The sequence below is a fragment of the Blautia sp. ZXY-1-C6 genome, assembly GCF_056339875.1.
Genome location: NZ_JBWJVQ010000121.1, coordinates 1 through 6,085 on the forward strand (window position 1 = coordinate 1; position 6,085 = coordinate 6,085).

Annotated in this window: 6 protein-coding genes; 5 read left to right on the forward strand and 1 reads right to left on the reverse strand. The window is 51.5% G+C overall.

The features are described from left to right. Positions 1 to 200: 200 nt before the first annotated feature. From AC075J_RS04235 to AC075J_RS04245, 3 genes are read left to right on the forward strand one after another with little or no spacing between them, the layout of a single operon-like run. On the forward strand, positions 201 to 479 hold the full coding sequence (locus tag AC075J_RS04235) for a DUF4315 family protein (RefSeq protein WP_004607957.1): 279 nt from the start codon (positions 201 to 203) through the stop codon (positions 477 to 479). Then, positions 472 to 1,182, forward strand: a complete 711-nt coding sequence (locus tag AC075J_RS04240; protein ID WP_004607958.1) for a DUF4366 domain-containing protein — start codon at positions 472 to 474, stop codon at positions 1,180 to 1,182. Before AC075J_RS04235 ends, AC075J_RS04240 begins: the two co-directional genes overlap by 8 nt. Beyond that, on the forward strand, positions 1,179 to 1,367 hold the full coding sequence (locus AC075J_RS04245) for a hypothetical protein (RefSeq protein ID WP_004607959.1): 189 nt from the start codon (positions 1,179 to 1,181) through the stop codon (positions 1,365 to 1,367). Before AC075J_RS04240 ends, AC075J_RS04245 begins: the two co-directional genes overlap by 4 nt. Before the next feature lie 10 nt (positions 1,368 to 1,377). Here AC075J_RS04245 and AC075J_RS04250 read toward each other — a convergent pair whose 3' ends face one another. Then, entirely contained in the window at positions 1,378 to 2,130 is a 753-nt protein-coding gene (locus tag AC075J_RS04250) for a Shedu anti-phage system protein SduA domain-containing protein (protein ID WP_004607960.1), read from the reverse strand. A 78-nt stretch (positions 2,131 to 2,208) separates the two neighbouring features. Between AC075J_RS04250 and AC075J_RS04255 the strand changes: the two genes are divergently transcribed. Then, on the forward strand, positions 2,209 to 4,293 hold the full coding sequence (locus AC075J_RS04255; protein WP_007037046.1) for a DNA topoisomerase 3: 2,085 nt from the start codon (positions 2,209 to 2,211) through the stop codon (positions 4,291 to 4,293). 239 nt (positions 4,294 to 4,532) lie between these two features. Continuing rightward, positions 4,533 to 6,085, forward strand: a 1,553-nt coding sequence (locus AC075J_RS04260) for an antirestriction protein ArdA (protein ID WP_476390062.1), incomplete at its 3' end; no start/stop codon positions are given.

Sequence of the window (6,085 nt, forward strand, 5' to 3'; positions counted from 1 at the left end):
TGGGACGGGGACGGGAGCGCAGACCATGTAGGGCTTGTTATCGGGACGGACGGGGAGCGCGTCTATACCGTCGAGGGCAATTCCGGCGACGCCTGCAAGATAAAGAGCTACCCCGTCAATTACTCCTGTATCAAGGGCTACGGCTTAATGAATTGGAACTGACAACAAAAAAATGAAAATCTGAAAGGAGAAATTTATTGATGGCTATGAACAAAATTGAACGTATCGACAAGGAGATTGCAAAGACCCGCGAGAAAATCACCGAGTACCAGAATAAATTAAGGGGGCTTGAAGCGCAGAAAACCGAAGCGGAAAACCTGCAAATCGTACAGCTTGTGCGCTCCATGCGCCTTTCCCCGCATGAGCTTTCCGCTATGCTTTCCGGGGGCGGTATTCCGGGCATGGAAGCCGCGCCGGGCTACCCCGCAGAACCCGCAGACCACGACACCGAAGAAATGGAGGACACCGAGAATGAATAAGAAAATCCTTAGAACACTGACCGCACTTTGCGCCGCCCTTATGCTTTCGGGCGGCTTTTCCGTCACCGCTTTTGCACAGACCCCGGAGGGAGAGGACGACACCAACGACAGCGGCGTTGTCTACGAGGAACCCCAAAAGGAAGAACCCCTTACCCCGGACGGGAACGCGACCCTTGTAGACGATTTCGGCGGCAACAAGCAGCTTATCACCGTAACGACCAAAAACGGCAATTACTTTTATATCCTCATTGACCGGGACGACGAGGGCGAGAACACCGTACATTTCCTTAATCAAGTGGACGAAGCCGACCTCTTAGCACTTATGGAGGACGGAAGCACCGAAGCAGCCCCGCCCGCCGTTTGCAGTTGCACCGAAAAATGCGAAGCCGGAAAGGTAAATGTGAGCTGCCCCGTCTGCAAGGACAACATGACCGCTTGCAGCGGCAAGGAAGCAGAGCCGGAAACCGAGGAACCGCCGGAGCTGCCCAAAGAGAAAGGCAATGCGGGCGGGCTTGTGCTTTTCCTTGTCGTGGCACTTCTTGGCGGCGGGGGCGCGTTCTATTATTTTAAGTTTATGAAGCCGAAGCAAAACGTCAAGGGCGGCACCGACCTTGAAGATTTCGATTTTGACGACTACGACGAGGACGAGCCGGACGAGGGGGACGGGCTTTCTGATGAAGAACAGGAGGACGAGGAAGCATGACCCTGTTTACCGACAATCCCTTTGAAAAGATGATGATACAAAGACCGGGCGGGCGGCGTGACAATGCGCCGCCCGTTCCCCATTCCCCGGCTTGCGCTTCCTGTCCGTACAAAGGGCAGCTCCCTTGTGTGGGCTACTGTCTGAAACAGGTACAGGAGAAAAAGGCAAGTGAGCCGGAACGCTGAAAATGGACTTTTAATTTTCGTTTGCAACATCTATGAGATTTTCGTAATGCAAAAGTGTTATGTTATTTTCATTTTGCAGTTGGAGCTTTCTATCACGAATATTCTCAAAATCTTTACGGAGTCCGGCTATCACAGCATAGTAGATTTGATAAGGGCAATATTTGTATAATTGTCTGGGTAACTTTGTATTGGAGAATGAGTGCTTTTCCAATTCTGCTACAATTACATTCCAATTTGCAGCAATATACATTTGCCAATCCCTAACCTGTTCAATCCCTTTATTGATTACTTCCCCGAAACGAGTACCTTTTTCTTTTGTTATCCGCCCGTTGGGAGCTTCTAATTCCACAAAGACAAATTGATAACCGTCTGAACTATTACCTATGAGCAGATAATCAGCCACATAAGCCGACCCGATTTTGAACTCTGGAAAGATATAATTATCGTCATGGTGTCCTGTTCTGTAATAATGCCGTAATAAGCCAAACAAATAATTCCATGCACGATTAGAAGCTATCCAATTTAGTATAGCTCTTTCTGTTGTATCGGAAGAAGTAATCAGTTGATAAAACTCTTTTGTCGTATCATATATAGGTGTGAACCTTGAATAATGGTTGTTGGGAAATAGCGAAGTAGCACACTCAATAAAGTAATCCATTTCTTTGTTTTTACCGCGCCTGTAATGCCCGCCACGTTTTTTATTCATTGCTTCTTCCTGTTCATCAGTAGGAGCAAAAACATCGAAAGTATGTATTGATTTCATATTGTCACCTGTTTCTTATAGTAATGCTTAAAGTATAAACCAATTTCAAACCTAAAACAACCGAAAGGAGAACAGAAAATGAAACTGATTATTGCAGAAAAGCCGAGCGTGGCGCAGACTATCGCCGCCGCGCTTGGCGTTAAGGAAAAGAAAGACGGATATATCGAGGGCGGCGGCTGCCTCATTTCATGGTGCGTCGGGCATTTGGTACAGCTTGCGGAAGCTGCCGCCTACGGGGAGCAATATAAAAAATGGAGTTTTGAGAGCTTACCCATTCTGCCGGAGGAATGGCAGTACGCCGTTGACCCGGACAAGGGGAAGCAATTCAAAACCCTAAAAGAGCTTATGCACCGCGCCGACGTTTCCGAAGTGGTAAATGCGTGTGACGCGGGGCGCGAGGGAGAATTGATTTTCCGCTTTGTCTACGAAGCGGCGGGCTGCAAGAAGCCCATGCGCCGCTTGTGGATTTCCTCAATGGAGGACGGGGCAATCAAGGCGGGCTTTGCTTCCCTCAAAGACGGGCAGGAATACGACGCGCTCTTTGCGTCTGCCCTCTGCCGCGCAAAGGCTGACTGGCTTATCGGCATTAACGCCACCCGGCTTTTCTCCTGCCTGTATGGAAAGACCTTGAACGTGGGGCGCGTCCAGACCCCGACCTTAAAAATGCTCACCGACCGGGACGCGGCTATCTCCCATTTCCAGAAAGAAAAATATTATCATGTGCGCCTTGATTTATCCGGCGCGGAAGCGGCAAGCGGGAGGATTTCCGACAAGGCAGAAGCCGACGCGCTGAAAGGGGCTTGCGAAGCGGAAACGGCGGTATGCGTTTCCCTCACCAGAGAGAAGAAAACCGCAGCCCCGCCGAAGCTCTTTGACCTTACCTCTTTGCAGCGGGAAGCGAACCGCATTTTCGGCTACACCGCGAAGCAGACCCTTGACCTTGCACAATCCCTTTATGAAAAGCGGCTCCTTACTTATCCGAGGACGGACAGCAGCTTTCTTACTGACGACATGGGCGGCACCGCAGCGGGCATTATCGCGCTGCTTTGCGAAAAACTCCCCTTTATGGCGGGCGCGGACTTCACGCCGGAGGTTGTAAAGGTATTAGACAGTAAAAAAGTATCAGACCACCACGCAATCATTCCCACTATGGAGCTTGCAAAGGCTGACCCGGACGCGCTGCCGGAAAGCGAGAAGAATATCCTTACCCTTGCGGGGGCGCGTCTGCTTTTTGCCACCGCCGAGCCGCATATTTATGAAGCGGTTACGGCGGTTTTCTCATGCGCCGGGACAGACTTCACCGCAAGGGGAAAGACCGTACTTGCGGAGGGTTGGAAAGAGCTTCAACGCAGATACCGGGCGACGCTGAAAGATAAGCCCGAAGCGGAGGACGGGGAAAATGCAGACGTGACGCTGCCGAAGCTTTCCGAGGGACAGGGCTTTCCTAACCCCGCCGCAAAAGTAACGGAGCATACCACAACGCCGCCGAAGCCCCACAGCGAAGCAAGCCTTTTGTCGGCTATGGAACGCGCCGGGAACGGGGACACCGACCCGGACGCGGAACGCCGGGGGCTTGGCACTCCCGCCACCCGCGCCGCCGTCATTGAAAAACTGGTAAAGGGCGGCTTTGCGGAGCGCAAGGGGAAGCAGCTTATCCCTACCAAAAACGGGAACAGCCTTATCTGTATTCTGCCGGATATACTCACTTCCCCACAGCTTACCGCAGAATGGGAAAACAATCTGACGCAGATAGCAAAGGGAGCCGCAGACCCCGGCGAATTTCTGTCCGGCATTGAAGCTATGGCGCGGGAGCTTGTGCAGACACACGCCGCAGCACTGGACGGGAAAAAGGATTTGTTCCGGGAGGAAAAGCCCTCTGTCGGCAAATGCCCCCGTTGCGGTTCCCCCGTCCATGAGGGGAAGAAAAACTATTATTGCAGCAACAAAGAATGTGCCTTTGTCATGTGGAAGAATGACCGCTTTTTCGAGGAACGCAAGACCGCTTTTTCCGCGAAGATTGCCGCCGCGCTCCTTAAATCCGGCAAGGCGAATGTGAAGAAGCTCTACTCCCCGAAAACAGGCAAGACCTACGACGGAACTATCGTTCTGGCTGACACTGGCGGGAAATACGTCAACTACCGTATCGAAGTGCAGAAGAACTAAAAACTTGAATAGCAAGCATAGGAAGCGGGTACCCACTTCCGTAAATCCCCGTTGCGACGCTGACGCGCCGGACGGGGATTTTGCTTGTTGGGAAGTTTCCCAAACCCTCTTTTGCGGAGGGCTTCACCCTCTAAAAATTTTCAAAAATATTTGGCAGAAATGCGGGCGTACCCGTAGTAGACCATGCAGCCAAAAAATGCAGCTTATGACGCTGCCGCAGAGAAAGGAGGTTTTTCACTATGGCAAGTTTACGGGACACCGTAAAGGACTATCAAGACGAGCTTAGGGACGGTATCGCATGGGTGGCGTTCTGGAAACAGGGGCGTTCATGGAACGCGGAATATTTTCATCTTGATATGGACGATACGCTCTACCCGGAGGACAGGAGCCGGTTAGAGGAAATAAAAAGCATTGACCCCGCCGCCGTTATCTTAAACGGCTACTATTGCGGGCATTTAGGCGAGGACATGAGCCTTGACGAGCTGACCGCCGGAGTGCGTTACCACTACGAAAACAGCATGAACGACATTGACGGTTTTATCGGAGCGCATGACGACAGGCTTCCCCCGGAGGTTATCGAGGAAGCGAGGGCAGCCGCCCATGAAGCGGGGCTTCCCTTTTCCGAAAAGCCCTACCGGGACGGGGAGGATTTTAACCCCTATGTATTTGACGGGAGCATGAGCATTGAGGATTTTGAGCTTATGCACCGCATGATTGAAAAAGAAAGGAGCGAACAAATGGCAGAACCGATTTTAAGCGGCTATCTTTCCAATCTTGGGAAGTACACCGAGGGCAGACCCGCGGGCGAATGGGTGACATTCCCCACGACTGCCGAACATCTGAAAGAAGTCTTTGACCGTATCGGGATTGACTTCAAGCACTATGAGGAATGGCATTTCACAGAATTTCAATCCACTATCCCCGGCTTGACGGAGCATTTAAGCGAGTATTCCCACCCCGACGAGCTGAACTATTTAGGGAAGCTCTTGGAAATGCAGTTTGACGACGACCGGGAGAAATTCATTGCAGCCATTGAATACGGCGACCATGCCGACAGCTTACAGGACATTATCAACCTTGCACAGAACCTTGACTGCTACTGGATTTATCCGTCCGTCCACAATGAAGAAGAATACGGGCGTTATCTGGTTGATGAACTGGAAGAACCGGAACTTCCCGAAGAAGTGAAAAAGTATTTCATGTATGAGGAATACGGGCGGGACGCTTCCATTAACGACGACGGTATGTTTACCGAAAAGGGCTATATCTACAACAACCGCAACACCTTTACAGAATGGTACGACGGGCGCGACGTGCCGGAGGAATACCGGGTAACGCCGCAGCCCCCGCAGCCGGAAAGACCCGACCCGTCAAAGGTAGAAATGGACGCAGCCGCGCCGGGGCAGAGAACGGCGCAGACCGCAGAGCAGCCACAGGAGCCGCGCCCGGTTATCCCTATCGTGCTGACGAGCGAGAAGCCCGCCGAAAAGCTCAAAGAGATTACCGACCGTCTGGAACAGGGTATTGCGGAACTCTTTGACAGCGAGCGTTACCGGGAATATCTGAAAGTCATGTCAAAATTCCATAATTACAGCTTCCGAAACACCGTCCTTATCGCCATGCAGAAGCCGGACGCTTCCCTTGTGGCGGGCTTTTCCGCTTGGAAGAACAACTTTGAACGAAACGTGATGAAAGGGCAAAAGGGAATTAAAATCATTGCTCCGTCACCCTATAAAATCAAACAGGAAATGCAGAAAATCGACCCGCACACGCAGAAGCCCGTTATCGGCAA

Excerpts from the sequence above, each read along its gene's own strand:
- AC075J_RS04235 (WP_004607957.1), top strand. The coding sequence starts at position 201 with ATGGCTATGAACAAAATTGAACGTATCGACAAGGAGATTGCAAAGACC.
- AC075J_RS04240 (WP_004607958.1), top strand. The coding sequence starts at position 472 with ATGAATAAGAAAATCCTTAGAACACTGACCGCACTTTGCGCCGCCCTT.
- AC075J_RS04250 (WP_004607960.1), bottom strand. The coding sequence starts at position 2,130 with ATGAAATCAATACATACTTTCGATGTTTTTGCTCCTACTGATGAACAG.
- AC075J_RS04245 (WP_004607959.1), top strand. The coding sequence starts at position 1,179 with ATGACCCTGTTTACCGACAATCCCTTTGAAAAGATGATGATACAAAGA.
- AC075J_RS04255 (WP_007037046.1), top strand. The coding sequence starts at position 2,209 with ATGAAACTGATTATTGCAGAAAAGCCGAGCGTGGCGCAGACTATCGCC.